Origin of the sequence: Kitasatospora sp. NPDC059803, from assembly GCF_042732255.1 — a bacterium.
Lineage (GTDB): Bacteria > Actinomycetota > Actinomycetes > Streptomycetales > Streptomycetaceae > Kitasatospora.
This window is the reverse complement of record NZ_JBHWIJ010000155.1, coordinates 16,913-18,908: the sequence shown is the minus strand read 5'-3', so window position 1 is coordinate 18,908 and position 1,996 is coordinate 16,913. Positions and strand designations below refer to the sequence as shown.

Genomic DNA, 1,996 nt, shown 5'->3' with positions numbered 1-1,996 from the left:
CCTCCGCCGTCGGGCGCTCAGGAGATGCAGGAGATCGTCAGCCTGATGCTGGGGGGCGGGGGCGGCGAGTCGAGGTAGGGGGCGATCCAGACGATGATGCCCCTGCCTCCGTCACTGTCCCTCCACTGCCACCGCTGGTTCGCGCCGAGCCGGGTGCCGTCGCCGTTGGTGATGATCCAGTCGTTGTCCGGGTGCAGGCCCTCGGGGCAGATGGCGGTGACGCCGCTCGGGGAGCCGGTGGCGGACACGATCTCGGGCAGGTTGTCGGCCTGGGCGGGACCGGCGAGGGTGGCTGTCAGTGCCACCGCCGCCAGGCCTGCGCCGGCGAGTCGTCCGGGGCGCATGGATGTCCTCTCGTCGAGCGGCCCCTCGGATGGGGGCCGAGCGGTCACATCCGTTGCCACGGCGCCGCATCCGCACGCCCATCGCGCCGCACTCCACTCTTCCGCGCCGGGTGAGGGCGCGCCGGCGGCCTTGGGCGCAGGACAGCCGGGACGGGCGGACGTGGCCCATTGAACCCGGGCGGCCCGATCATCCGTCCTTCACAAGGGGCTTGGGGAATCGCCCGCACGGGTTCGGGCCGGCGCACCGCGGGCGTCAGGCCTTCGCAAGGGATGCGTATGGATCGAGACAAAGTGGCACTGATCGGCTGACCGGAATGCCATATTTTGTCCCGCCCATCACAGAACTCGCAAGGAGAGCACGTGCGTTCGACGAAGAAGCTGTCGGCCCTGGCCGCAGGGATGAGTGCCGTGGCCGCCCTGGGTCTGGCGGGGCCCGCGATGGCCGACGGCTCGTACGACCCGGCCCAGGAGAACTGCAACGCCGCCAACACGGTGACTCCCGGCTCGACCAGCCTGGTGTGGTGCATCCAGGCGGCGCAGCACACCTCGGAGGCCAAGAACCGGGCCCGCGGCGAGTTCGTCCAGGACACGCTCGACATGCTGATCAAGGCGACCGGCGGCAGCTACAACATCATGGTCTTCGACATCAAGGGCGACAACGCCTTCGGAGACCCCTGGTACGTCCACAACTACGAGCAGAGCTTCCAGAACGTCGCCTTCACGTACGACATCGACTACCACGACCAGACCTCGCGCGAGGACCAGACCTACCGGATCTGGATCTTCTCCGGCGGCGGCAGCTTCGCCAACGGCTTCGACGGCGGCTGGGGCAACTGGGGGTTCTACGGCCTCTTCAACCGGACCACCCGCGAGCACACCTGGACGTACCCGAGGGGCACGGGCAGCGCCGGCCAGCATTACAACCACACCGACGGCGTCGTGAACTTCTCCCCGATGCCGTTCCCCGGCGTACCGAGGGACCCGGGCACTCCCGCGCCGGGCGGGCTGCCGGCCACCCAGATCGTCCCCGCGATGCCGCAGGACCCCGGCACGCCGTACGACCCCGGGGTGCCCGCCACGCCGGCCAAGCCTCCCCACACCGGCAAGCCCGGCGATCCGGCCGAGCCCGGCACCGGCACCCCCACCGGCTCCGGCTCCGGCCGGCCCGCGCTCAACACGCCCGTGCACCTGCGGACCGTCAACAACCTCGGCGCCGTCGCCACCGGCTCCGGCGAGGGCGCCACGGTGATCGCCGGGAAGCCGGGCGACGCGGGCGGCACCTGGACGTTCCGCGACGCGGGCGGCGGCCGCTACCGGATCACCAACGCGCTCGGGCGGGACCTCAGCGAGAACACCGGCACCTACTTCGCCAACACCAAGGGGTGGAAGGGCTCTTCGGAGCAGAAGTGGGAGGTCAAGAACGTCTCGGGCGACCGGTACGTGATCCGGATCAGCGACCAGGACTGCCTGACCTACCACGAGGACGGCAAGGAGCTCGGGGTGTGGACCTGCGACGGCTCCGCCGAGCAGCAGTGGACCGTCACCCGCTGACCGTCGCGCCGTCCACCACCCCCCGACCCCGCACCATAGGCGGCGCCGCCCGGGCGCGCGGGAGGGGTCGGCAGCCCGCGCGGGGCCGCCGGGAGGGGGGC

At 71.4% G+C, this 1,996-nt stretch carries 2 protein-coding genes; one reads left to right on the top strand and one right to left on the bottom strand.

The genetic code is table 11. The features are described 5' to 3' along the window. Nucleotides 1–17 precede the first annotated feature (17 nt). A complete protein-coding gene (locus ACFV6I_RS23440; protein WP_380427451.1) occupies nucleotides 18–344 on the bottom strand; it encodes a hypothetical protein in 327 nt (108 codons plus the stop codon). Between the two features lie 360 nt (nucleotides 345–704). Between ACFV6I_RS23440 and ACFV6I_RS23435 the strand changes: the two genes are divergently transcribed. Then, entirely contained in the window at nucleotides 705–1,895 is a 1,191-nt protein-coding gene (locus ACFV6I_RS23435; RefSeq protein ID WP_380427449.1) for a hypothetical protein, read from the top strand. The last annotated feature ends 101 nt before the right edge of the window (nucleotides 1,896–1,996 follow it).

Coding starts and splice junctions, on each gene's coding strand:
- ACFV6I_RS23440 (WP_380427451.1), bottom strand. CDS start 344: ATGCGCCCCGGACGACTCGCCGGCGCAGGCCTGGCGGCGGTGGCACTG.